The sequence below is a fragment of the Polymorphospora rubra genome (genome assembly GCF_018324255.1).
GTDB lineage: Bacteria > Actinomycetota > Actinomycetes > Mycobacteriales > Micromonosporaceae > Polymorphospora > Polymorphospora rubra.
Map to the genome: position 1 here is coordinate 5,603,644 of NZ_AP023359.1, position 24,271 is coordinate 5,627,914.

19 protein-coding genes and 1 pseudogene are annotated in these 24,271 nt (G+C 71.7%); 11 read left to right on the plus strand and 9 right to left on the minus strand.

Annotation, left to right across the window (positions count from 1 at the left end):
- Positions 1-179: 179 nt before the first annotated feature.
- The 3 genes from Prubr_RS25390 to Prubr_RS25400 form a co-directional block, all read right to left on the minus strand.
- Positions 180-719: a DUF1349 domain-containing protein gene (locus Prubr_RS25390; RefSeq protein WP_212817444.1), complete on the minus strand. Its 540-nt coding sequence runs from the start codon at positions 717-719 to the stop codon at positions 180-182.
- 120 nt (positions 720-839) lie between these two features.
- Positions 840-2,027, minus strand: a complete 1,188-nt coding sequence (locus Prubr_RS25395) for a HEAT repeat domain-containing protein (protein WP_212817445.1) — start codon at positions 2,025-2,027, stop codon at positions 840-842.
- Between the two features lie 46 nt (positions 2,028-2,073).
- Entirely contained in the window at positions 2,074-3,021 is a 948-nt protein-coding gene (locus Prubr_RS25400) for a helix-turn-helix domain-containing protein (protein WP_212817446.1), read from the minus strand.
- 70 nt (positions 3,022-3,091) lie between these two features.
- Here Prubr_RS25400 and Prubr_RS25405 point away from each other — a divergent pair, with 70 nt between their 5' ends.
- A complete protein-coding gene (locus tag Prubr_RS25405; protein WP_246567622.1) occupies positions 3,092-4,036 on the plus strand; it encodes a saccharopine dehydrogenase family protein in 945 nt (314 codons plus the stop codon).
- A gap of 34 nt (positions 4,037-4,070) precedes the next feature.
- Here the strand turns inward: Prubr_RS25405 and Prubr_RS25410 are convergent, their stop codons facing one another.
- From Prubr_RS25410 to mltG, 3 genes are all read right to left on the minus strand, one after another.
- Positions 4,071-5,324, minus strand: coding sequence for an MFS transporter (locus Prubr_RS25410; RefSeq protein WP_212817447.1), 1,254 nt, complete (start codon positions 5,322-5,324; stop codon positions 4,071-4,073).
- Between the two features lie 333 nt (positions 5,325-5,657).
- On the minus strand, positions 5,658-6,482 hold the full coding sequence (locus Prubr_RS25415) for a nuclease-related domain-containing protein (protein WP_212817448.1): 825 nt from the start codon (positions 6,480-6,482) through the stop codon (positions 5,658-5,660).
- A 98-nt stretch (positions 6,483-6,580) separates the two neighbouring features.
- A complete protein-coding gene (gene mltG, locus Prubr_RS25420) occupies positions 6,581-7,729 on the minus strand; it encodes an endolytic transglycosylase MltG (RefSeq protein WP_212817449.1) in 1,149 nt (382 codons plus the stop codon).
- A gap of 172 nt (positions 7,730-7,901) precedes the next feature.
- On the opposite strand from mltG, the gene Prubr_RS25425 reads away from it, so the two are divergent.
- Positions 7,902-8,546 (plus strand): M23 family metallopeptidase, encoded by a 645-nt coding sequence (locus Prubr_RS25425; RefSeq protein ID WP_246567624.1) that lies wholly within the window; start codon positions 7,902-7,904, stop codon positions 8,544-8,546.
- 51 nt (positions 8,547-8,597) lie between these two features.
- On the opposite strand, the gene Prubr_RS25430 is transcribed toward Prubr_RS25425, so the two are convergent.
- Positions 8,598-9,269 (minus strand): NADPH-dependent F420 reductase, encoded by a 672-nt coding sequence (locus tag Prubr_RS25430; protein WP_212817450.1) that lies wholly within the window; start codon positions 9,267-9,269, stop codon positions 8,598-8,600.
- 380 nt (positions 9,270-9,649) lie between these two features.
- Between Prubr_RS25430 and araB the strand changes: the two genes are divergently transcribed.
- The 8 genes from araB to Prubr_RS37120 all read left to right on the plus strand — a co-directional run bounded on the left by araB (position 9,650) and on the right by Prubr_RS37120 (position 19,683).
- Positions 9,650-11,332, plus strand: a complete 1,683-nt coding sequence (araB, locus tag Prubr_RS25435) for a ribulokinase (protein WP_212817451.1) — start codon at positions 9,650-9,652, stop codon at positions 11,330-11,332.
- Positions 11,329-12,021 carry an L-ribulose-5-phosphate 4-epimerase gene (locus Prubr_RS25440; protein ID WP_212817452.1) on the plus strand — a complete coding sequence of 231 codons (693 nt, stop codon included), beginning with the start codon at positions 11,329-11,331 and terminating at the stop codon, positions 12,019-12,021. The genes araB and Prubr_RS25440 overlap by 4 nt, the downstream gene beginning before the upstream one ends.
- 131 nt (positions 12,022-12,152) lie before the next feature.
- Positions 12,153-13,151, plus strand: coding sequence for an ABC transporter substrate-binding protein (locus Prubr_RS25445; RefSeq protein WP_212817453.1), 999 nt, complete (start codon positions 12,153-12,155; stop codon positions 13,149-13,151).
- A 183-nt stretch (positions 13,152-13,334) separates the two neighbouring features.
- Positions 13,335-14,876 carry a sugar ABC transporter ATP-binding protein gene (locus tag Prubr_RS25450; protein ID WP_212817454.1) on the plus strand — a complete coding sequence of 514 codons (1,542 nt, stop codon included), beginning with the start codon at positions 13,335-13,337 and terminating at the stop codon, positions 14,874-14,876.
- On the plus strand, positions 14,873-15,943 hold the full coding sequence (locus Prubr_RS25455; protein ID WP_212817455.1) for an ABC transporter permease: 1,071 nt from the start codon (positions 14,873-14,875) through the stop codon (positions 15,941-15,943). Before Prubr_RS25450 ends, Prubr_RS25455 begins: the two co-directional genes overlap by 4 nt.
- Positions 15,940-16,929, plus strand: coding sequence for a galactofuranose ABC transporter, permease protein YjfF (yjfF, locus tag Prubr_RS25460; RefSeq protein WP_212817456.1), 990 nt, complete (start codon positions 15,940-15,942; stop codon positions 16,927-16,929). The genes Prubr_RS25455 and yjfF overlap by 4 nt, the downstream gene beginning before the upstream one ends.
- A gap of 26 nt (positions 16,930-16,955) precedes the next feature.
- Entirely contained in the window at positions 16,956-18,458 is a 1,503-nt protein-coding gene (araA, locus tag Prubr_RS25465; RefSeq protein ID WP_212817457.1) for an L-arabinose isomerase, read from the plus strand.
- Between the two features lie 238 nt (positions 18,459-18,696).
- Positions 18,697-19,683 carry a LacI family DNA-binding transcriptional regulator gene (locus Prubr_RS37120; RefSeq protein ID WP_246569037.1) on the plus strand — a complete coding sequence of 329 codons (987 nt, stop codon included), beginning with the start codon at positions 18,697-18,699 and terminating at the stop codon, positions 19,681-19,683.
- 135 nt (positions 19,684-19,818) lie between these two features.
- Here Prubr_RS37120 and Prubr_RS25470 read toward each other — a convergent pair.
- Both Prubr_RS25470 and Prubr_RS25475 read right to left on the minus strand, forming a co-directional pair.
- Positions 19,819-22,689: pseudogene (locus Prubr_RS25470) on the minus strand (helix-turn-helix transcriptional regulator); the annotation flags it as partial.
- A gap of 32 nt (positions 22,690-22,721) precedes the next feature.
- Positions 22,722-22,898, minus strand: a complete 177-nt coding sequence (locus Prubr_RS25475; protein WP_212817459.1) for a hypothetical protein — start codon at positions 22,896-22,898, stop codon at positions 22,722-22,724.
- Positions 22,899-23,054: 156 nt separating this feature from the next.
- On the opposite strand from Prubr_RS25475, the gene Prubr_RS25480 reads away from it, so the two are divergent.
- Positions 23,055-24,260: a hypothetical protein gene (locus tag Prubr_RS25480; RefSeq protein WP_212817460.1), complete on the plus strand. Its 1,206-nt coding sequence runs from the start codon at positions 23,055-23,057 to the stop codon at positions 24,258-24,260.
- The last annotated feature ends 11 nt before the right edge of the window (positions 24,261-24,271 follow it).

A 24,271-nucleotide genomic window follows, 5' to 3' on the forward strand; every position in this document is an offset into this window, starting at 1 on the left:
TCTGTTCCCCTGACGTGCTGCGACGGCTAGCGCCGGGACCTCGCGAAGACGATCAGACCCGCCACGACGGCGGACACGACGAGGAGACACAGCAACGCAAGAACGTGCACCGGTCTGATCGCGTCCACGCGCGGACCCTAGCAACGGGACGTCGTGCCGGGTAGCCCGCGTGCCGGTCGTCAGGAGCTGTCGCGGACGTCCGCGAGCGTCGACGGGTCCAGCGTGACGTCGGTGAAGGAGACGGTCAGCCCGTCGCCGGTCGGGGACTGACTGCTCACCCCGACCCGGTGGCCGTCGACCGGGCCGAGCGTGAAGAGCCGGGCCAGCGACCAGCGGGCACCGTCCGCGGAGTGGTGGAAGGCGTAGACCCCGCCGACGCGGGAGACCCGCAGCCAGGTCTCGCCCGGCACCGGTACGGCGACGCCGTTCGCGTCGTCGGAGACACCGCGGGTGACCACGGTGACGATGGTGTCGGCGCCCTCCGGGGACCGTTCCAGGGCCAGTTTCGCCCAGGTGTCCGGCCCGCCGTGCACGAAGAGCGCTCCGGCGTCGAACGTGGCGCTCAGTTGGGCGCGTACGTGTGCCTTCAGTTGGAAGTCGCCGTCGGGTGCGACCAGGCGCAGTGGTGCGGTGGCGGTCGCGGCCCCGGTGGCGGGATCGATGAACCAGTCGGTGCCGGCGTCCGCGCTGAGCGGTCCCGTCAGTGTTTCGATGTCCACGTCCATCTCCTCGGTATCGCCGCGCCGGCGGATTTCCGGACTGCCGGGATCCGAGGCGCCGCGCGGCAGGATCGAGTATCGACGGCTGGCGCGAGGACGTCCAGAGTGGACAACCGCGGCTCATCGGTCGGCGGGGCCGGCCAGGCGCTCCAGTTGGGTGCGTGCGATCCGGCGTACGGTCTGGTCCGGGTCGTCGGTGTACCGGTGCAGGACATCGGCGGCGGCGTCGGGTGCGAGGTGCCGGACCGCGAGCGCGACCCGTTGCCGGACCGGCGGATCCGGGTCGTTCGCCAGCCCGACCACGAGCGTGGCCAGGTGTGGCGATCGCTTGCCGGCACCGGCGAGCCCGCCGACGGTGGCCGCCCGTACCACCGCCTCGCCGTCCCGTGCCAGGGTCGTCAGCGCGGGGATGACGCGGGGATCGGTGTCGACGGCCTTCGCCAGCGCGGTGGCGGCCCGGCCCCGTACGTCGGGGTCGGGGTCGGCGGCGAGGGCCAGCAGCGGGTCGACCGCGGCCGGCCCGCCGACCGAGCCGAGGGCGTTGCGGGCGGTGTCGCGGACGTGCCGGTCGGGGTCGCGGTGCAGCCGCAGCAGCGCGGGCGTCGCCTCGTCGCTGCCGAGCTGCCCGAGGGCGTACGCGACCATGGACCGTACCCGTGGGTTCGCCGCGGCGGCGGCGATTGCGGCCAGCGGGGTGACCGCGTCGACCCGGCCGGTGCCGCCGAGCCGGCTGATCGCCGACATCCGGACCTGTTCGTCAGCGTCCCGGAGCGCGACGACGAGAGTGCGGAACGCCCGGTCGTCGCCGGCCGGATCGTGGATCGAGCCGATCGCCACGGACCTGACCCGCGGGTCGGGGTCGGTCGCGGCGGCGGCCAGCAGCTCGGTGTCCCGCGCGTCGACCAGGAAGCCGAGCGCCCACAACCCTTCGCGGCGCAGCTCAGCGGTGTCCGCGCCGGCGAACTCGACCACCGTCCGGCGGGCGGCGTCCGGATCGCCGTGCAGGAGTTCGGTGATCTCGCTGCGCAGGCCGTCCTGGTCGTCGCCGAGGTCGCGGCCGGCGGCGCGCAGGAGGACCGGGAGCGCGGCGACGCCCTGGATGCCGGCGAGGATGCCGGCGACCAGGTCACGGCCGTAGAAGTTCCCCTTGTCGAGGAACCGGTCGAGGGCTTCGCGCAGCGGGGGTACGAGGGTGGTGTCCCCGGATTCGGTCAGCGCGGTGACGGTCGGCTCGATGTCGTCGTAGTCGGCCTCCGGGTCGACGGCATGCCGGATCACGGCTGCCAACGACGCACGCCTGTCGATCATCCGGGCAGCCTGCCACAGCCGACCGCCGGTGTCTCGCCCGGTGCGGTCAGTCGGTACGGGCGCGGGTGAAGGTCTGGCGGTAGACGGCCGGCGGTACGCCCAGCTGGTGGCTGAAGTGGCGGCGCAGCGTGGTGGCGGTGCCCATCCCGGTGCGGGCGGCGATCTGCTCGACGCTGAGGTCGGAGGTTTCCAGCAGTTCCTGGGCGCGGCGGATCCGTTCGGTGTGCAGCCAGCGCAGCGGGCTCGTTCCGGTGACCGCCGTGAAGTGCCGGGTCAGGTTGCGGGGGCTCATGCCGGCCTGTCGGGCGAGGTCACGGACGGTCGTCGGCCGGTCCAGGCGGGCCAGGGCCCAGGTCATCAGGTCGGCGAGGACGTGGTCGCGGCCGTGGGCGACCGCGGCGGGGATGTACTGGGCCTGCCCGCCGGGCCGGTGCGGGGGTACGACCAGGGTGCGGGCGAGGGCGTTCGCGACCGCCGTGCCGTGGTCGAGCCGGACCAGGTGCAGGCAGAGGTCCATGCCGGCGGCCTTGCCGGCCGAGGTGAGGACGTCGCCGTCGTCGACGTAGAGGACGTCCGGATCGACCTGTGCCGCCGGGTACCTTTCGCGCATCAGGGTGGTGTGCGCCCAGTGGGTGGTCGCCGGCCGACCGTCGAGCAGACCGGCCTCACCGAGGACGAAGGCACCGGTGCACAGTGACGCGATCCGTGCGCCGGCTTCGTGGGCGGCGCGGACGGCGGCGACGAGCGCCGGGAGCGGCGGTTCGGCGGCGTCGCGGCACGACGGGACGATCACCGTGTCGGCGTCGGCCAGGGCGTCCAGGCCGCGCCTGATGCCGGCGTGCAGCCAGCCGCCGACCCGGGCACCGTCGTCGCCGCAGATCAGGAAGTCGTACCAGGGGTCCGCGAGCCCACGGTCGATGCCGAAGACCTCGCAGGCCGCGGCCAGTTCGAACAGCGGGGTGCCGTCGGTGACCGCCAGTGCGACCCTGTGCATGTCCGAAACTGTACGGGTCGTGGCGTTACGGACGCTCGTACGGGGGCCGGATCGGCGCGAGGCTGGACCGGTGAGCAAACACATCGCGGTGCCGGGCGCTGCCGGCCGTACCGGACGGTTCGTCGTCGCCGAGCTGCACTCCCGGGGGCTGACCCCGATTCCCTGTGACCGCACCACCGACCTCGACCGGGCGCTGCACCGCGCCGATGCGGTGATCAACTGTGCCGGGCCCTTCGCGGCCACCGCCGAGCCCGTCATCGCGGCCGCGGTCCGCGCCGGCATCCCGTACCTCGACGTCACCGCCGAACTCGAGGTCGTCACCGACACGTTCGCCAACCATGCCGGGGCCGCCATCCCGATCGTGCCCGCCGTCGCGTTCTACGGCGGGCTCGGCGACCTGCTCGCCACCGCCGCGCTCGGTGGCGCCCGGACCGCCGACGAGATCGTCGTCGCGTACGCGTTGAGCAGTTGGCGCCCCACCCCGGGGACGCGGGCGACCGGGCTCGTGTCGGCGCAGCGCCGGGGCGGACGCCGGATCGTGTACGACGGCGGGCGGCTGCGGTACCTCGACGGTGCCGCGCCCCGGACCACGTACCCGTTCACGATCGGCGCGCAGGCGGTCGTCGGCGAGTTCACGATGGCCGACAGTGTCACGATTCCCAGCCACGTCGACGTGGCGCGCATCGAGACGTACATGACGTCGAACGCGGTCGACGACCTGCGCGCCGATGATCCGTCGGGGCCGGTGGCCGTCGACGCGACCGGCCGGTCGGCGCAGACGTTCCACGTCGAGGTCGTCGCGCGTACCGGTGGGGTGTCGCGGCGGGCGACCGCGGCGGGCCGGGACATCTACGCGGTGACGGCGCCGCTGGTGGTCGAGGCGGCCGTGCGGATCCTGGCGGGGGAGGGGGCGACGGCAGGGGTCGCGTCCGCCGGTGCGCGGTTCGATCCGGCTGACTTCCTCGGCTCGCTCGGTCCGCACGCCCTGGCTTTCGGGCCGGTGGAGACGGTGTGACGGTCGCCAGGTCCGGACCTGATCGGCGAGGTGGTCACTGATCTGTCCGGCGATCCGGCTTCGCGCCGGCCGTGGAATCGGGGGCGGCGCGCAGGGCGAGACCGACGACGACGGCGACCAGGTGGGCCGCGGCGATCAGGCCGACGCCCACCGCCGCCCCGGAACCGGCGACCAGGGCGAACGCCGTCGCGCCCAGCGCCGCTGTCGAGGTCTTCAGGCCGGTGCTGATCGTGAACACCTGGGTGCGTAGATGTGCGGGCGCCTCGGTCGCCCGGATCTGCAACAGCGAGGTCAGCAGCGGCCCGTCGAACACACCGGCGACCACGAACAACCCGACGGTCAGCGGCCACCACGACGGCCCGACCGCCACCGCCGCCAGGGCCGCGCCCGTGCCGCCGATGCAGACCAGCACCACCGTGAACGGAGGCCACCGCCGCACCGGGAATCGCGCCACCGACAACGAGCCGACCAGGGCCCCCACCCCGAACGCGGTGACCAGGTAGCCGCCACCGGTCGCATGCCCGGAATCGATCCCGACCAGCACCGCGGCCGGAGTCAGCGCGCCGAGCCCGAACTCGGCCAACACGCTCGCCGCGGTGGTGGCCCGCAGGATCGGCCGGGTCACCACACAGGCCAGGCCCGCACGCAAGGTGTGCACGAACCCGGCGGCACCGGGGCCGGCCGTCGGCGTCCCGCCCACCGTGAGCAGGATCGCGGCCGCGCACCACGCGGTGACGGCCAGCACGACGGCGGCGGTGGCGGCACCGAACAGCCCCGTGACGGCCGCTCCGGCGGCCGGCCCGGCGATCTGGGCGACGTTGTACGTGGCCGCGTCCAGACCGCGGGCATGCGGTCGGCGGGCCAACGGTGTGACGTCGTCCAGCCGGCTGGACAACCCGCCGAGAATCATCGGGCCGCAGCAGCCGGCGGCCGCCGCCAGAAGCAGGATCACGGCCAACGGAGCCCGGCCCAGCAGCAGCGGCACCGCGCCGACGCACACGCCGAACACCGCGACGAACAGGGCGTGGACAACTCGCGGGCTCGCCGCCCGATCGGTGGCGACACCCGCCAGGGGGCCGGCGACCACGTGCGGGACGAGCAGAGCGGCCAGGACGATGGCGCCCTGTGCCGGACTTCCGGAACTCTGCACCGACGCGAGCACGATCACCACGGCTGCCGCGGCGTCGGCGCCGCGCGCGAGGGCCGCCGCGACCAGCAGTCTCCCCAGCGCGTGCACCGGGTCGCCCGGGATCGCGTCACCCGCCGATTCGGGTGGTCGGGTCGGCACGCAGGGCCAGGTAGAGGACTTCGAGCCAGCGTGACGGGATGCCGTTCGCGCCGTCCCGTGGCTTCTCGGCTGTGCGGCTCGCGTCTGGTGCCTCAGCTTGCATCGTGACCCCGTTTCGGTGGCGGCGTCGTCGGGCCGGCCGGCGGGAAGGAGGTGCGGCAGTTGCCGACCGAGGCCGTGCGGATTGCCGGTCGGGAGGCTGTGGTGCGAGGTGGACGCTACATCAGGGCGCACCCGGCCGGCGGCCCGCCTGATCCGGGCAGTCGGCCGATCCGGCCGCCCGCCGGTCCGCGGCGGGGTTCGGGTCACGGGCCGGCGAAGGCCGAGCCGACGTCAGCGCTTGCGGCGCCGGTCCTGGTGGAAGCGGTGGTCACGCTGGATCAGCCCGACGATCCGCGCGCGGTCGTCGGGGCTCAGCGGTGTCGCCCGCTGCCACATCTGCTCCAGGAGGTATCCGGTCCCGGTGGCGACGACATCGACGGTCAGGTTGTCGCAGCGGCCGATCTGCGCCTGTTCGTGCATCACCATCACCGCGGTCCGGACCGGCACGGCCTGGCCGTTGCGGTTCAGCCACGCGGCGAGGTCGCCGGCCACGTCGGTCACCTGCCGGGCCCAACTCCGTCCGCTGCGGTCGGTCGCCGGCCCGGAGTCCACGACGTTTCCCCAGCGGTCCAGCTTCTCGAACCACCAGTCGTCGCCGTCGGCGTGGACCCGGACCCGCCGCAACTTCACCTCGATCGCCCACACGCCCTGCGGCCCGACCAGGACGTGGTCGGTCTCGCCGCGCCGGTTGCGGTAGCCGCGCAGCATGATCCACTCGTCGGACAGGCCGGAGAGTTCGAGAGCCAGGGCGTCCTCGCCCGCCACGCCGGCGGCCCGCTGCTGTACGACGTGGTCGATCTGCTGCACGTTCTGCCGGGCGTGGAACGCCTGCTGCCGGGCCTGCGTCCGGCGGGCCCGGGCGGCGTTCTCCTCGGCGGTGGCCACGAACAGCAGCCGTTTCCACAGCGGCTTCGCCCGGCGGGCCGTCCGCAGGTCCGTGCCGGCCCGGACGTCGGCGTCGTGCCAGGAGGCGAGGCTGGTTCGCGCGTGGAGCAGTTGCTGCTCGGCCTGACGCAGTTGTCGGCCGCCGTGGTCGGACAGGTATTCGACCCGCACCCGACACCTCCTCGGCCCTCGGTCGCCTTGTGCCAACTTCTACCACAGCCGCCGACGGTCGGCGTGGGAACACGCCTCCACAAAGGACCTAACCTGGGTCAGAGCACGCCGTTCTCCCGCGCGATGGCCTCGTTCTTCAGGTGGTCCTGGTAATTGTCGGCGAACGCCGAGCGGCCCTCCTTGTCGATCGCCACGAAGAAGGTCCAGTTGCCCGGCGGTGGGTCCATCGCACCCTCCAGCGCCAGCTTGCCGGGGTTGTTGATCGGTGTCGGCACCAGGCCGCGCAGCTTGCGGCTGTACGGGTTGTCGGCGCCGAGTAGTTCGTCCTGGGTCATCTCGGCGGAGGTCTTGGTCGGCTTGCCGGTGACTTCCAGCCAGTAGTTGACCGTGACGTCCATTTCCAGGCACCCGCAGTCGAAGTCGCCGTAGACCCGGTTGTAGGCGACCCGGGCGACCTTGCCGAGGTCCTCGGTGGTGCCGGCCTCGGCCTGGGCCAGCGAGGCGACGATCAGCGCCTCGTACGGTGAGATGCCACCGCGTTCGGCCTCGACGCGTTCGACGAACCGCATCTCCTCGGTGACGGTGAGGAAGTGCTGCACCATCATCTTGAGAATGCCCTCGGCGGTCACGTCCTCGCCGAGTTCGTAGGTGTCCGGGTAGAGGAAGCCCTCCACCGAGCGGGTCACCTTCTTGCCGTCGCTGCGGGTGAACCACCGGTCCGGCACGCCCAGGGCGACCGGATCCTCCGCCGCCTTGCGGAAGTCCTCCACCGGCAGGCCGGTTTCCTTGGCGAGCAGGTCCAGCGTCTGCTTGGTGCTGCGTCCGTCGGGAATGGTCACCCCGTTGAGGATCTTGTTGTCGAGGTCGAGCAGCATCGCCAGCGCCGCCTCGGCCTTCATCTCCCTGCGCAGCGTGTAGCGGCCCGGTTGGATGCCCTGGCTGCGCGGGTCGTCGCGGGCGGCGTTCACGAACGCCTTGGCGCTCTTGACGACACCGGCGGAGACCAGGGTGGCGGCGATCTCGGTGGCGCTCTCGCCGGACCGCACCTCGATGCTCACCTCGTCGGCGCCGGCGCCGCTGAAGTCCGGGGCGGCGAGGAAGCGGTTGAAGCCGTACCAACCGGCGCCGCCGAACAGGACCAGGGCGACCACCAGGGTGGCGGCGACCGGAAGCCGGCCGGCCGGGCGCCGGTGCCGGCCCTTGCCGGTACGCCCGTCGTCGTACGCCCGGTCCAGTTCGTCGATCATGTACGTCCGCCTCCGCTTTTGCGGTGAGTGAACCCGTCGGGTCTTCACCGTGCCCGCCCGGTCGACCACCGCCCGTCGGCACCTGCCCCGGGCGTTCCGACGGGACAGCGTACGAGAGGCGACGGGCGCCCGGTGCAGAGGCACCTTGCCGGTGTCTGCAATGCTTTGAGCGGTGACGACCGGTCGAGCCAACGGATTTCCTCCCCGCCGACGCGGGATGCGGGTCGCCCACGTGCTTCTCGCGCTCGGTGCGCTCGGCGCCGTCCTCGTCGTCGCCGCACTCGTCGTGCTGCTGCGTCCGGCGGGCCCACGGCCGCACTTTCAACTTCCGGTCGCCTGCGGAGAGCACTGGCAACTCGGCACCTATCCTGGCCACGACGACTACGACGTCGACCTCTTCCCGATGGACGGGGAGGTGTGGGGGCGTCCGGTGCTCGCGTCGTACGGGGGACGGGTCACCGTGGCGGGCATCAACGGATCCCTGGGCGGACGTACGCCGGAGGACCCGGACGGTCCGCGCGGGCGGGGCGGCGGTTACTGGGTGAAGATCGACCACGGCGGCCGGTGGGAGACGCAGTACCTCCATCTGCTCGAGCCGCCGATGGTGGAGGTCGGCCAGCGGGTCGCCCAGGGTGAGCAGATCGGGCTGGTCGGCAGCACCGGCAACTCCGGCGCGCCGCACCTGCACTACGAGCAGCGCCGGGGCTGGCAGAAGGTCGAGACGTACTTCGACGGCGTGCCGTCCGGCATCACCCACGACGACAGCGAGTACACGGTCACCCGGACGAGCAACAACTGCGTCGCGGGTCGGCCGTAGCCGGCGGCCGTCCGGCACGCGGGCGGGCGTGCGGACGGCCGCCGAGGCGGGTCAGGAGGCCGTGGCCGCCGCTACCGCGTCCCGGATGGTCCGGGCGTCCGCGGGAGTGCCCTTCGGGTCCTCGAAGGCGCCGTACGGGGTGACGTAGACGGGGGTGTCCCGCTGGGTGCGCCAGTTCTCGGCGAGAGGGCCGATGTCGACGGCGTCGTAGCCGATGCTGTCGAGGAACTCGACGACCGCCTGCTTCGCGGCCGGGTCGTCGCCGGCGATCGGCAACGCGGTGCGGTCCGCCGTGCCCGTCGGGCGACCCAGTGACGCCAGGTGCGCGAAGAAGATGTTGTTGAAGCCCTTCACCACCCGGGCGTCGCCGAGGTGCCGCTGCAGCAGTTCCCCGGTGGTGGTGGAGCCGTCCTCGAGTTCGGCGATCCGGCCGTCGCGCTCCGGGTAGTAGTTGTTGGTGTCGATCACCACCTTGCCGGTGAGTGGCCCGGCCGGGACGTCGCGGTAGGCCTTCAGGGGCACGGTGACGACCACGATGTCGCCGGCCTCGGCCGCGTCGGCGGAAGTGCCGGCGCGAGCCTTCGGGCCGAGTTCGTCGACCAGGTCCCGTAGCGTCTCGGGGCCGCGCGAGTTGCTCAACACCACGTCGTGGCCGGCGGCGACCGCCAGTCGTGCCACCGTGCTGCCGATGTATCCACTGCCGATGAGTCCGATCGTCGTCATGTCCGTGCGAACCCGGTGCCCGGGCGCGGGATTCCGGGCTCGGACCGGCGTGTGACCGACGACACAGCCCGCGCATCCCGCGGGCATGGGTGGCCGCGGATTCCAGTCACGGCTGCCGATGCCGCCCGGTCGGGCGCGCCAGGATGTGATCGCTAACATAGCTGTCGCGCGGCCGGCAGGCAACCCCCTGTGGGGCCTTCTCTTGGGACGGCTTCGTCGGGTCGGCGGTCTGTCCGAAGGCTCTCGTCTCTTTGATCTTTTTGTCCCGGGTGAGGCGTGCCCCGCGCTGGGGCTCCGTTACGCAGATGTTGCCGGAAGGTGTCTTGACCCGTTCGTTGTGAGCGCTAACACTGAGCTTCGTCAAAGGGTTGGAGGTGGACATGAGCGATGTGGACGGGCCGGGCGACCGGTATGTGGTCGGTGTCGACTACGGCACCCTGTCGGGGCGCGCGCTGGTGGTCCGGGTCAGCGACGGTGCCGAGCTGGGCACCGCCGTGTACGAGTACGCCCGGGGGGTCATGGAGACCGCCCTTCCGGACGGGGGACGGTCCCTGCCGCCGGACTGGGCGTTGCAGGACCCGGCGGACTACGTCGGCGTGCTGCGGTACGCCGTACCCGCCGCCCTGGCCGACGCCGGGGTGGATCCGTCCCGGGTCATCGGCATCGCCACCGACTTCACCGCCTGCACGGTGCTGCCGACGCTCGCCGACGGCACTCCGCTGTGCGAGGTTCCCGACCTGCGCGACCGGCCGCACTCCTGGGTCAAGCTGTGGAAGCACCATGCCGCGCAGGCGCACGCCGACCGGATCAACGCGCTGGCCCACGAGCGCGCCGAGCCCTGGATCAACCGGTACGGCGGCAAGATCTCGGCCGAGTGGCAGTTCGCCAAGGGGCTCCAGATCCTCGACGAGGACCCGGAGGTCTACCACCGCGCCGAGCGCTTCGTCGAAGCCGCCGACTGGATCGTGTGGCAGCTCTGCGGCACCGAGACCCGCAACATCTGCACGGCCGGTTACAAGGGCATCCGGCAGGACGGCCGGTATCCGTCGGCCGAATACCTGGCGGCGCTCGACCCCGGCTTCGTCGACTTCGTCGGCAAGCTCGACGGTCCGCTGATGGCGATGGGGGAGCGGGCCGGCTCGCTGACCGCGCGGGCCGCGTCGTGGACCGGGCTGCCGGAGGGGATCGCGGTGGCCGTCGGCAACGTCGACGCCCACGTCACCGCGGCCTCCGCCCAGGCGCTGGAGCCGGGACACCTGGTCGCGATCATGGGCACGTCGACCTGTCACGTGGTCAACGGCGCCACCCTCGGCGAGGTGCCCGGCATGTGCGGCGTCGTCGAGGGCGGGCTGAGCCCCGGAATGTGGGGCTACGAGGCCGGGCAGAGCGGTGTCGGGGACATCTTCGGCTGGTTCGTCGAGCACGCCGCGCCCGCCGGGGTCGCCTCCCACGAGCGGTTGTCGGAACTCGCGGCGGCCCAGCCGGTCGGTGCCCACGGCCTGGTCGCCCTCGACTGGTGGAACGGCAACCGCTCCCTGCTGGTCAACCACGACCTCAGCGGCCTCATCGTGGGGATGACGCTGGCCACCCGGCCCCAGGACGTCTACCGGGCGCTGCTGGAGTCGACGGCGTACGGGACCCGCATGATCATCGAGGCGTTCGCCGACGCCGGGGTGCCGGTGCGGGAACTGGTGATGGCCGGCGGCCTGACCGCCAACCCGCTGCTGATGCAGATCTACGCCGACGTCACCGACCGGCCGTTGAGCATCATCGGCTCGGCCCAGGGCCCCGCGCTCGGCTCGGCGATCCACGCCGCCGTGGCCGCCGGCGCCTACCCGGACGTCTACGCCGCGTCGAAGGCGATGGGCCGGGTGCACCGCAACGTCTACCGGCCACAGGCCGACCACGTGCGGGCGTACGACGCCCTCTACGCCGAGTACCGCCTGCTGCACGACCACTTCGGGCGTGGGGCCAACGACGTCATGTCCCGCCTGCGGGCGATCCGTAACGCCGCCGCCAACGGGGCGGCACCGGCCACGATCCCGTCGGAGGTGGCGGCATGAGCGGCCAGTCAGGACAACAGATCGCCCGGCTGCGCGAGACGGTCGCCAGGCTGCACGGCGAACTCACCCGGTACGGACTGGTCGCGTGGACCGCCGGCAACGTCTCGGCCCGGGTACCCGGACGGGACCTCATGGTCATCAAGCCGAGCGGCGTCGACTACGACGACCTCTGCGCCGACAACATGGTCGTCTGCGACCTGGACGGGACCGTCGTCGAGGGCGACCATTCCCCGTCCAGCGACACCGCCGCGCACGCCTACGTCTACCGGGCCATGCCCGAGGTCGGCGGCGTCGTCCACACCCACAGCACCTACGCCACCGCGTGGGCCGCCCGCGGCGAGGCGATTGCCTGCCACCTCACCGCACAGGCCGACGAGTTCGGCGGAGAGATACCGATCGGTCCGTTCGCGCTGATCGGCGGCGACGACATCGGCAAGGGCATCGTCTCGACGCTGACCGGACACCGTTCGCCCGCCGTGCTCATGCGCAACCACGGCGTGTTCACCATCGGTCGGGACGCCCGGTCGGCCGTCAAGGCCGCGGTGATGTGTGAGGACGTCGCCCGTACGGCGCACCTGGCCCGCGCGCTCGGGCAGCCGCTGCCGATCGACCCGGCCGACATCGACGCGCTCTACGACCGCTACCAGAACGTCTACGGCCAACGGGCGGCGTCGCCGACGACGACCTAGCCGTACGGCACCCGCGACACGGCCGGCGCACCGTCGCGCGGCCCGACATCCGACAGCACCTGAACCGCACCACCCGTGCCGTCCCCCGTCCCTGCGCACGGACCGGTGCACCACCCCCGGAAGGAGATCCGATGAGAGGCACGAAGAGGTTCCGCCTGGCCCGACCTGTCGCCGCGGCGCTCGGCGCCGTACTGCTCGTCGGCGGCCTGGCCGCCTGCGGCAACAGCGACACCGGCGGGGCCGCCGACGACGGCAAGATCACCCTGGGCTTCTCCCAGGTCGGCGCGGAGAGCGGCTGGCGTACGGCGAACACCACCTCCGTCAAGGAGGCGGCCGCCGCCGCGGACATCGAGCTGAAGTTCGACGACGCCCAGCAGAAGCAGGAGAACCAGATCAAGGCCATCCGCAACTTCATCCAGCAGAAGGTCGACGTGATCGCCTTCTCGCCGGTGGTGGAGTCCGGCTGGGACACCGTGCTCAAGGAGGCCAAGGACGCCGACATCCCGGTCATCCTGACCGACCGGGCCGTCGACTCGGCCGACAAGTCGCTGTACAAGACCTTCCTCGGCTCGGACTTCGTCAAGGAGGGCCGGCTGTCGGGCGAGTGGCTGCTGGAGCAGACCAAGTCCGCCACCGGGCCGGTGAACATCGTCGAACTCCAGGGCACCACCGGATCGGCGCCGGCCAACGACCGCAAGAAGGGCTTCGCCGAGGCGATCGCCGCCAACCCGAACCTGTCGATCGTCGCCTCCCAGTCGGGTGACTTCACCCGGGCCGGCGGCAAGCAGGTCATGGAGCAGTTCCTCAAGGCCAACCCGAAGATCGACGTGCTGTTCGCGCACAACGACGACATGGGCCTGGGCGCCCTGGAGGCGATCACCGCCGCCGGCAAGGTGCCCGGCAAGGACATCATCATCATCACCATCGACGCCGTACGCGACGGCATGCAGGCCCTGGCGGACGGCAAGTTCAACTTCATCGCGGAGTGCAGCCCGCTGCTCGGCCCACAGCTGATGGACCTGGCCAAGAAGGTCCACGCCGGCGAGGAGGTGCCGCCCCGGATCGAGACCGAGGAGACCACCTTCACCCAGGAGCAGGCGAAGGAAGCCCTGCCCAACCGCAAGTACTGACCGGGGTCCGGGGCCGCCCACCACGGCGGCCCCGGGGGCCGCCGCCGGCCCCGACTGGCCGGGCCCACGGCTCCTCTGCACCGCAGGCAGAAGAGGGCGGCGGATCGGCTTTCCCTGCCCTGCACCGCAGGGGTTCCGATTCCTCTCCGGCCGGACGGCCGGAGCATCCACGGAAAGGTTCCGATGACGGATAGCCGTCCGGTCCTGACGATGACCGGGATCAGTAAGTCCTTCCCCGGGGTACGCGCACTCCACGACGTCGACTTCCGGCTCTTCCCGGGCGAGGTACACGCCCTGATGGGGGAGAACGGTGCCGGCAAGTCGACCCTGATCAAGGTGTTGACCGGGGTCTACGGCATCGACGAGGGCACCATCACCCTCGACGGGGAGCAGGTGGCCTTCAGCGGGCCGATGCAGGCGACCGCCGGCGGCGTCAGCACCGTCTATCAGGAGGTCAACCTCTGCACCAACCTGTCGGTGGCGGAGAACATCTTCATCGGCCGTGAACCCCGTCGGTTCGGCGCCGTCCGGTGGGGCGAGGTCCGCCGCCGGGCCCGGGCCCTGCTCGCCCGCCTGGAGATCGACATCGACGTCACCGCGCCGCTGGGGACGTACTCGCTGGCCGTGCAGCAGATGGTCGCGATCGCGCGGGCGATCGACGTACAGGCACGGGTGCTGATCCTGGACGAACCGACGTCCAGCCTGGACGCCGGGGAGGTCGCGCAACTGTTCCGCATCATGCGCCAGTTGCGGGACGAGGGCATCGCCCTGCTGTTCGTGACCCACTTCCTCGACCAGGTGTACGGCATCGCCGACCGCATCACCGTGCTGCGCAACGGCCGGCTCGTCGGCGAGTACCCGACCGCGGACCTGCCCCAGCTCACCCTGGTCGAAAAGATGATCGGCAAGGAACTCGACGTTCTCGAGCGGCTCGAGGAACAGCCGCGCCGCGACGTGGCCGCGCTGGAGAGCGGGACCCCGTTCGTGGAGGTGGCCGACCTCGGCCGCAAGGGCGCGGTCGAGCCGTTCAGCCTCACCATCCACGCCGGCGAGGTGGTCGGTCTGGCCGGCCTGCTCGGCTCCGGCCGTACGGAGGCGGCGCGCCTGCTCTTCGGCGCCGACCGCGCCGACCACGGCCACACCTCGGTCAGCGGCCGGCGGGCCGCGCTGCGCAACCCCGTCCACGCCATCGGCCACGGCATCGGCTTCTGCTCGGAGAACCGTCGGGCGGAGGGCATCATCGCCGACCTGTCGGTCCGCGAGAACATGATCCTCGCGATGCAGGCGGCGCGCGGCTGGCTCCGGCCGATCCCGCGCCGCCGCCAGGACGAACTGGTCGACCGGTACGTCAAGGCGCTGAGCATCCGGCCAGCCGACCCGGAGTTGCCGGTCCGCAACCTGTCCGGCGGCAACCAGCAGAAGGTGCTCCTGGCCCGCTGGCTGATCACCGAGCCCCGGCTGCTGATTCTCGACGAACCCACCCGGGGCATCGACATCGGTGCGAAGGCCGAGATCCAGAAGCTGGTGGTGCAGCTCTCCGACGGCGGCATGGCCGTGCTGTACATCTCCGCCGAACTGGAGGAGGTGCTGCGGCTGAGCCACAAGGTCGTGGTCATGCGCGACCGGGAGATGGTCGCCCAGCTCACCAACGACGACACCGTCGACGCCGACCGCGTCATGCAGACCATCGCCAGCGGATCGCGGCGGGAGGAGGCGACCCGATGAACGACGTCCGCAGCCGCTACCGGGCGCTGATCGGGCACCGGCTGTTCTGGCCGGCCGCCGTACTGGTGCTCATGCTGGCCGCCAACACGATCTACCGCCCCGGGTTCCTGGCGATCGAGGTCAAGGACGGCCACCTGTACGGCACCCCGATCGACATCCTGCGGTTGAGCGCGCCGCTGATCCTCGTCGCCCTGGGCATGACCCTGGTCATCTCGACCGGCGGCATCGACCTGTCGGTCGGCTCGCTGTGCGCCATCAGCGGCGCCGTCGCCTGCGTCTACATCAGCGGCCAATCCGACCAGAACAGTCTCGTCACCGTCCTGACCGCGCTGGCCCTGGCCCTCGGGGTCGCGCTGGCGCTCGGTGCGTGGAACGGCGTTCTGGTCGCCGTCATCGGCATCCAACCGATCATCGCCACCCTGATCCTGATGGTGGCCGGCCGGGGCCTCGCGCAGCTGATCACCGAGGGGCAGATCGTCACGGTCAACTCCGGGCCCTACCGGGCGATCGGGCTCGGCCACCTCCTCACCCTGCCGCTGGCGATCTTCATCGCGCTCGCGGCGGCCCTGCTCGTGGCGGTGTTCACCCGCCGCACAGCCCTTGGCATGATCATCGAATCGGTCGGCGGCAACGCCGAGGCCAGCCGGCTCGCCGGCATCCGCTCCGGCCGGGTGATCTTCCTGGTGTACGTGATCAGCGCCGGCTGCGCGGCAGTGGCCGGGTTCATGATGACGGCCAACGTCTCCAGCGCCGACGGTAACGCCGCCGGGCTGTGGGTGGAACTCGACGCGATCCTGGCCGTCGTCATCGGCGGTACGTCGCTGGCCGGCGGCCGGTTCTTCCTCAGCGGGACGATCCTCGGCGCGCTGATCATCCAGACCCTGACCACCTCGGTGTACGCCATGAACATCTCGCCGCAGACCGCCCTGCTGTTCAAGGCGGTCGTCGTCATCGCCGTCTGCCTCGTCCAGGCACCGGCCTTCCGCGCGAAGTTCAGCCGACGCCGCAACACCACCCCGCCCCGGCCGACGGCCCCGAAGCGGCAGAAGGAGCAGGTGCCGGCATGACGAGTTCGACCCTGACCACCGGCCGCCCCCGGCTCCGGCTGCCCCACCGGCACGTACCGGTCCTGGCCACCCTGGCCCTGCTGCTGGTCATGTACGGCATCGGGGTGTCCCAGTACCGGGCGTTCTCCAACGTCCAGGTCGTCTTCAACATCTTCATCGACAACGGGTTCCTGCTCGTCGTCGCGGTCGGGATGACCTTCGTGATCCTCACCGGTGGCATCGACCTGTCCGTCGGCTCGGTCGTGGCCATGACGGCGATGGTCTCGGCGTGGCTGCTCGAAGGTGGCCTGCCCGCGTTGCCGGTGCTGGTCATCGCGCTGCTCATCGGCCCGACGCTGGGGTTCCTGATGGGCTGCGCCATCCACTTCTTCGAGATCCAGCCGTTCATCGTCACCCTCGCCGGGATGTTCTTCGCCCGCGGGATGTGCACCTTCATCAGCGACCGGTCGATCCCCATCACCGACGGCTTCTGGACCGCCATGTCCCAGGAGCGCATCGGCGACCCCCGGGGCAACTTCGTGTCGATCAGCGTGCTCATCGCGTTCGTCGTCGTGCTCGTCGCGGCCTGGGTCCTGGCCTACACCCGCTTCGGCCGCAACGTGTACGCGATCGGTGGCAACCCCCAGTCGGCGCTGCTGATGGGGCTGCCGGTGGGCCGTGCCCGGATCGCCGTCTACACCATCAGCGGTCTGTGCTCGGCGATCGGCGGCATCCTGCTGTCCTTCTACACCCTGTCCGGTGCGCCGCTGATCGCCGTCGGCATGGAACTCGACGTGATCGCCGCCGTCGTCATCGGCGGCACCGTCCTGACCGGCGGATCAGGGTACGTCTTCGGGACCGTACTCGGGGTGCTCGTCCTGGGCGTGATCCAAACCCTGATCACCTTCGACGGCAGCCTCAACTCCTGGTGGACCAAGATCGTGATCGGCGGGCTGCTCTTCGCCTTCATCCTCCTGCAACGCCTCATCGGCATCCGGTTGAAATGACCGCCCCACTCGTGGAAGGCACATCCATGGCACCCCACCCTGAACCCGAGGTCTGGTTCCTCACCGGCAGCCAGGCCATGTACGGCGAGGACACCCTGCGCCAGGTCGCCGAACAGTCCCGGCAGATCGCCGCGCTGCTCGACGACTCGCCGCACATCCCCGCCCGGGTGGTCTGGAAGCCGGTCCTGACCACCAGCGCCGACATCCTGCGCGTCTGCCGCGACGCGGCCGTACAGGGGGCGGTCGGGGTCATCGCCTGGATGCACACCTTCTCGCCGGCCAAGATGTGGATCGGCGGCCTCGACGCGCTGAACACACCGCTGCTGCACCTGCACACCCAGGCCAACGTCCGGCTGCCCTGGGACGAGATCGACATGGACTTCATGAACCTCAACCAGGCCGCCCACGGCGACCGGGAGTTCGGGTTCATCCAGACCCGCCTCGGCGTGGCCCGCAAGACCGTCGCGGGACACGTCACCGACCCGCGCGTCGTCGCCCGGGTCGGCGCCTGGACCCGGGCGGCGCTCGGCTGGTCGGCGATGCGGTCACTGCGACTGGCCCGTTTCGGCGACAACATGCGTGACGTCGCGGTGACCGAAGGGGACAAGGTCGAGGCCGAACTGCGCTTCGGTGTCTCGGTCAACACCTACGGCGTCAACGACCTGGTCAAGGTGGTCGGCGAGGTCACCGACGCGCAGATCGACGACCTCGTCAAGGAGTACGACGACACCTACCGGGTGGTCGCGCAACTGCGTCCCGGCGGCGACCGGCACGACTCGCTCCGCTACGCCGCCCGGCTGGAGATCGGACTGCGGACCTTCCTGGACGCCGGCGGGTTCAGGGCGTTCACCACCAACTTCGAGGACCTCGGTGGCCTGCGCCAACTGCCCGGCATCGCCGTACAACGGCTGATGGCCGACGGCTACGGCTTCGGCGGCGAGGGGGACTGGAAGACCTCGGTCCTGGTCCGGACCCTCAAGGCGATGGCCGTCGGCGTCGAGGGTGGAACGTCCTTCATGGAGGACTACACCTACGACCTCTCGCCCGGTCAGGAACTCGTCCTCGGCGCCCACATGCTCGAGGTCTGCCCCACCATCGCCGGTGACGTGCCCAACGTGGAGATCCATCCGCTGAGCATCGGCGGACGTGAGGACCCGGTCCGGCTCGTCTTCGACGCGGCACCCGGTCCGGCCGTGGTCCTCGGCCTGGCGGACATGGGGGAGCGGTTCCGGCTGGTGGCCAACGAGGTCGACGTCGTCGCGCCGCCGCAGCCGTTGCGGCAGCTGCCCGTGGCCCGCGCCGTCTGGCGGCCGCGCCCGCACCTGCCCGGCTCGGCCGAGGCGTGGATCACCGCCGGAGCCCCGCACCACACGGTCCTGTCGCAGGCGGTCGGTGTGGAGGAACTGCACGACCTCGCCGAGATGAGCCGGACCGAACTCGTCGTCATCGACACCGACACCGACCAGCGCCGGTTCGCGAACGAGTTGCGTTGGAACCAGGCCTACTACCGGCTGGCCCGCGGGTTCTGACCACGTTGTACCGACGACTCACCGGAGCCCGTCGCCCGGCTCCGGTGAGTCGCCGGCCATTCTCCTTGCGGAGCCGGCCACTGACGTAGAATGCGGTGATCGCTATCCACTCCGACGATGAGCGCTGACGTGGACACCGCGAGAGGAGACTCGGTTCTCAGCCTGCCCCGGTCATCGTCGCCGGGCTGCGACGACCGACGGGCAGGCAGGGGAATGGATGGTCGTGCGCGATCCGGCGATGACGGACGTCGCCCGCCTGGCCGGAGTCTCGCACCAGACGGTGTCCCGGGTGCTCAACGGCCACCCCAACGTCCGCGAGCAGACCCGGCTGCGGGTGCAGGCCGCCATCGCCGAGATCGGCTACCGCCCCAACCCGGCGGCCCGCGCGTTGGTCACCGGCCGTTCGCGGGTGATCGGCGTCGTCGCGCAGAACACCACCCTCTACGGCCCGGCCTCGCTGCTCGCCGCACTGGAGCAGGAGGCCGCCGAGGCCGGCTTCGCCGTCAGCGTCGGCAGCGTACGCAACCTCGACCATGGCTCGATCTCGGCCGTGGTCGAGCGGCATCTGGCCCACCGGGTCGCCGGCATCGTCCTGATCGCCCCGGTCGAGTCGGCCGGGGAGGCGCTGGAACGGCTGCCCAGGGACATCCCGCTGGTCACCATCGACGGTGACCCGAACCGGCCGGTGTCGCTGGTGACGGTCGACCAGGTCGCCGGCGCCCGGCAGGCCACCCGGCACCTGCTCGAGGCGGGACACCGTACCGTCTGGCACGTGTCCGGGCCGTCCGACTGGTTCGACAGCATCGGCCGCATCGAGGGCTGGCGGGAGGCACTGCGCACGGCGGGAGCCGAGGTGCCGCCGCTCGTACCGGCGGACTGGTCCGCGGCGGCCGGGTACCGGTGCGGGCAGATGCTGGCCCGGATGCCGGAAGTCACCGCGATCTTCACCGCCAACGACCATCTCGCGCTCGGCGTACTGCGTGCGCTGCACGAGCACGGCCGGAGCGTGCCGGCCGAGATCAGCGTGGTCGGCTTCGACGACGTGCCGGAGGCCGCGTACTTCATTCCGCCGCTGACAACGGTCCGCCCGGACTTCGGCGCGGTGGCGAGGGCGAGTCTCGAACTGCTGCTGACCCAGATCGAGTCCGGCGGCGACCGCGCGCTGCGCCAGACCATCGCACCGACGCTGGTCGTCCGCGACAGCGTCGCCCCGCCGCCCCGCTGAGTCCGGCCCCGGGTCCCCGACTCGACCGGATCGCCCCGGCCCGCGCCGGAAGGACGTTCGCGAGCTATCCGTTCGGTCCCTCGTTGCCGGGCCCCGGCGGGGAATGGCGGCGGCGTAGCCACACAACGCGGACCGGTGCGGTTGGCCCGTCTTGCGCAGCAGGCTCGCGACGTGCTTCTCGACCGTACGGTGGGACAGGTAGAGGCGGCGGGCGATCTCCTTGTTGCCGTGCCGATCGGCGAGCAGGACCAGCACCTCGTACTCGCGTACGGTCACCCCCCGTTCCCGTAACCGGGTCGGCAGCAGGTCGTGACCGGTGCGGCGTTGCGGGGCCCGGTGCCCGGCCCGGCGGATGAGGGTCCGGCAGGCGGCGGCGACCAACGGCGTACCGATGGCCTGGAAATGGAGTTCGGCCTCGCGAAGCCACGTGGCCGGGTCACCCCAGCCGTGCTCCAGCGCGGCTTCCGCCACCAGCCGCAGTCCCAGCCGGTGCGCGGTGGGGAAGACCGCCGCCGCCTCGCGGGCCTGCGCCAGCGCCACCACCGCGGTCCCGGGATCGCCCGTCGCCCCGAGCAGCGCCGCGTGTGCGAAGTGGACGAACTGCCGGTTCCAGCGCAGCGTCGCGGCGGGATGCGCGGCGACCTCCTCGTACTCTTCGGCGCCGGCGGCCCCCGCCAGTACGTCCAGCAGCAGCGCCAGCCCGTACCTGCCGTACTGGTAGTAGATGGTGCTGCGCCGCTCGTCGAAGGCGTGTGCGGCGTCCAGTTCGGAACGGGCCGCCGTCCGGTCCTCCTCCAGGAGGGCGCAGAAGGCACGGCAGAGGCCGTACACGATCGGCATGTGGTAGGAGTCGACACCGTCCCGGCGCGCGAACTCGGCCAGCGTGGCCTCCATACCGGCCCGGTCGGCGCGGTGGGCGTGGGCGGCCGCCTTGACCGCGAGCGCGTACCGCAGGTTCCCCATCTTGCCGAAGCGGAGCATGGCCGCCTCGCACTCACCGGCGACCCGCAGCGCCTCGTCGTATCTGCCGAAGAAGACGTCGTGCATGGCCAGGCTGGCGTCGGCCTCGTAGCCGGTGTGGACCGCCCCCATCGCCCAGGCGGCGTCGCGGGCCTGCCGGAGCTGCTCACTGTGGCCACTTCGGATCATCCGGTTCGACGCCAGCCGGATCGACGCCCTGACGCGCCACAGCGGTAGCCGGTGTTCCTCGGCCACGCGCACGATCTCCAGCAGGTGCCGGTCCGCCTCGGCGAACCCCCGGCGCCGGGCCATCAGCGCCAGCAGCTGCCGCGCCCGGCACACGACCTCGGGCAGGGGGATCCGTTCGGCCTCGGTCGCCGCCCGCAACGCGACCCGTTCGGCCTCGTCGGCCCGCCCCTGCTGGAGGCTGAGCACGTGCGCGTCCACCACGTCGACGGCGGCGAGCTGTGCGGCTCCGGCGTCCGGCCCGAGCAGCATGCGTGCCGCGGCGATGTGGCTGTCGGCGTCGGCGGTCCGGCTCCCGTGCAAGGCCATCCAGCCCAGCCGGGCGTGCAGCGCGATCGCGTCGGACGTGGGCAGGTCGGGCAGCGCGAGCACCGCGTCGACCAGTCGCTGCGCACGGTCGAACTCGCCGCTCTCCTCCAGGGCGGCGAGCAGCGTCCCCAGCACCGCGACCGAGCCGGTCTGGTCTCCACCGCGTCGCAACAGGTGGTGGGCCCGTTCCAGCAGCGTCGCCGCGGAGTTGACCGCCCCCTGGGCCAGCGCGCGGTTGCCGGCCTCGGTCAGCAGCAGCGCCGCGCCGGCACTGTCGCCGGCGGCGAGGCGCAGGTCGGCGGCGAGCGGACACAGTTCGCCCGGCAGGTCGGGATATCGGGCCGTCAGCGCCCGGGCGGCGGTCGCGGCGAGCCGGGTCCGCTCGTGGTGCGGCAGTTCCCCGAGCAGCGCGTCGGCGACCAGGGCATGCCGGAACGCGTACCAGTCGGGGTCGGCCGGATCGGGGCGCAGCAGGTGCGCGGCCGTCGCGGCGCGTACCAGCTCATCGGTCGCGGCGGGAGGTAGGTCGAGCATCGCGTGCAGTACGGGGAGCGGAAACCGGGCACCGATCACCGCCGCGCCCTCGAGCAGGTGGCGGCCCTGCGGGCCGAGTCGGTCGGCGCGGTCGACGACGGCGCGTACGACCGTCACCGGCACCGGGCCGGCGAGGTCGTGGTCGCTGTGCCACCGGGTGCCGTGACGGCGCAGTACACCGCTGGCGACCATGCCGGCGAGCAGCTCCTCGACGACGAACGGCACCCCGTCGGAACCGGCGGCCAGCCGATCGGCCAGCCGCTCGGGCAGGTCGGCCGGCTCGGTGCGCAGGCACCGCGCCGCCAACTGGCTCACCTGCGTGGACGTCAGCGCGGACAGTTCGAGCAGGGCCACGTCGTGGTCGCGCCGGACCCGGTACGCGAGGTCGAGCGCCGGCGACGGCCCGGTGCGGAGCGTGGCGAGCACGAGGACGGGCATCCCGGCCAGGTTGGCCGTGAGGTAGCCGAGCAGCTCGAGGGTTTCCGGGTCGGCGTCATGCAGGTCTTCGAGCACCAGGAGCAGCGGCTGCTCGCGGCCCAGCACCGCCAGCAGCCGCAGCACCGCTTCGGCCAACACGAGTGTCGACTCGTCCGCGCCGGACCCGGCACCGTCCCCGGTCCGCCACTCGGGGAACAGCCGGGACAGCGCGGGCCGGAACGGTTCGAGTTCCGGCCCGCTGGGTGTCGGGCCGACGCGCAGGCGGGTGTTGAGCGCCTCGACCAGCGGCCGGAACGGCATCGACGTGCCGGCCACGGTGGCCCGACCCGACAACACCGCCATCCCGGTCACGGCCCGGCCGGCCTCCCGGATCAGGCGCGACTTGCCGATGCCGGGTTCGCCGGTCAGGAACAACGCCCGTCCGTGACCGTGCCGGACCTCACCGGCCGCCCGCGTGATCGCCGCGATCTCGGCGTCCCGTCCGATCAGGACGGGCGAGGCAAGCTGGGTCGGGTACACGTCACTACCGTTCGGGAGCCGGACCGCGTCCGTCAGACCGCGCCGTTACCGCAGCCCCCGCAGTCCTGCGGGTCGTCACTCAATGCCACGACGGTCGTCGGGTCCGAACCGGACGGTGCCGGGTTGGTGGCCGCCACGCCGGCGACCGCACCGACGATGACCAGGGCAGCGCCGAAAAATGCGGCCAGTAACCGATGCTTGAGCGTCATTCGTCCCCCTCGATCATGTGCCTGGATCTTTGCGCGCGATCCTAGGACGCGGCGGCAAGCGTCCGGGTTGCCGGCGGACGGGTGGATTGTTCCATCGAGAAATGTGGGTGGTGTGCACCCATGCCTAGGTGGGATGCAGCGATGACCATCAGTCGCATGTCAATTCTGCATACCCCACAGCGGCGCGTGGGCTGGCTCGGCAGAGCCGCCGCGGTCACCTGCGCCGCCGTCATGACCGTTGGCCTGGGTGCCACCCACGCGGTCGCCAAGCCCGCGACGCCGTCGGCGTCCGCGGCCGACGTCACCGAGATGGTCGACGCGATCCTCGCCGACGCCAGCGACGCGATGCGCTACTCGATCGCCGTGGCCGCCGCCGAGCCCGATCGCTCCTGGCCGGCCGGCAGCATCGAGGCGCAGCTCGCGGGCGCGTTCCAGGAGATGCCCGCGCAGCGGCGCCAGTCCTACACCGACGGCGCGAGGTCGATGCTGGCCAAGGCCGACGCCCAGTTCGGCCGGTACGGCAAGGTCGCCCCCGCCGACTACGCGGCGCGCGGTTTCGCCGACGTCTACACCGACACCCCGCTGCCGGTGAACCCGGCCCGGTTGGGCTCGGCGCTCAAGGCCCGCCACGATGCCGAGGTGGCCCTGAAGACGCCCGGCGGTGCGCAGGACGCCCGTTGCCAGGACTGCCCGGACCCGCCGGACGACCCCTGCCGCGACCTGGGTATCTGCGAGCCGCCCCCGGCGCCCAAGCCGAAGACCGGCCTGAAGTTCATGATCAACAAGGTCGTCTGCGTCGACGAGACCGGCAGCGGCGTCGGTGAGTGGGGTTCGGACGAGATCGCCCTCGGCGGCCTGATCGTCAACCCGGCCGGCGACACGATCCAGGTGGGCGCCTACGAGATCCCGCAGGCGTTCGACGACGGGACCATCTGGACGTTCTACAACAACGGCTACACGTTCGGCACCTTCGACCTTCCGACGACCTATCCGGCCGAGTACAAGGCGACGGTGCTGCTGACCGAGGTCGACGCGGGTGGCTTCGCCAGCGTCCTCACCCAGGTGTGGCAGAAGGTGCGCGACACCGTCCAGAAGGAGATCGCCAAGGTCGTCGGCCAGGTGCTCGACCCGATCCTGCGCAGCAAGTTGATCTCGCAGGCGCTCGGCCAGCTGGCCGGCTACTTCACCGGCGAGCTGATCACCTGGATCGTCAACTCCTTCCACGACGACGTGTTCATGCAGGCCGGCACCTCGCAGATCAAGCTGAACAGCATCGACGACGCGCTGACCGGCGGTGTGTTCCGGTTCTCGGACCACGACGGCGTCTACGACGTCCACTACTCCTGGACCTGGCGCCGCTAGGTTCTCCGCCC